General features: G+C 45.5%; 1 protein-coding gene and 1 pseudogene. Both read left to right on the forward strand.

Translation table 11 applies throughout. From position 1 onward, the window contains the following. The coding region (locus R7Q11_RS29235; protein ID WP_225467353.1) for a crossover junction endodeoxyribonuclease RuvC at positions 1–238 on the forward strand (238 nt) is incomplete at its 5' end. A gap of 120 nt (positions 239–358) precedes the next feature. Next, a pseudogene (locus R7Q11_RS29240) lies at positions 359–521 on the forward strand (chemotaxis protein); the annotation flags it as partial.

The raw sequence follows: 521 nt of genomic DNA on the forward strand, positions 1-521 counted from the left end.
GGATCTTCCTGTGTATGAGTATGCTGCACGTCTAATTAAGCAAGCTGTAGTGGGGACTGGTGGTGCAGACAAAGTGCAAGTTCAGCACATGGTGCAGCACATGTTAAAATTACCTGCGAAGCCTCAAGCCGATGCCGCGGATGCACTCGGTGTGGCAATTTGTCATGCCAATACGAACAAGACCTTGGTTGCGCTCGCAGGTAAAGCAAGCAGTGCGAGAAAAGGGCGTTATCGCTAGACTCTCACCGTACTAAAAATGAGACACCTCAGACAGATTTAAGGAATAAATTTGTTGTAAAAATGTTGCAAAACTATCGTGGTCGGATGTCTAATAAGAAATCAATCAAGGAAGATTGACATGAATCCAGCCACGCTGTGGCGCAGTGTATTTATGCCGCGCCAACCTCAATGGACGAGAACGCAACAACGTCAAGCTGACATCCTCTCTTTATTTACCTTCATCGCTTTTCTGGTCGGAATTTATAGCTTAATTAAGTGGTTCAAGCATGGACACGAAAGCT

It is taken from the genome of Vibrio sp. 970 (genome assembly GCF_033339075.1).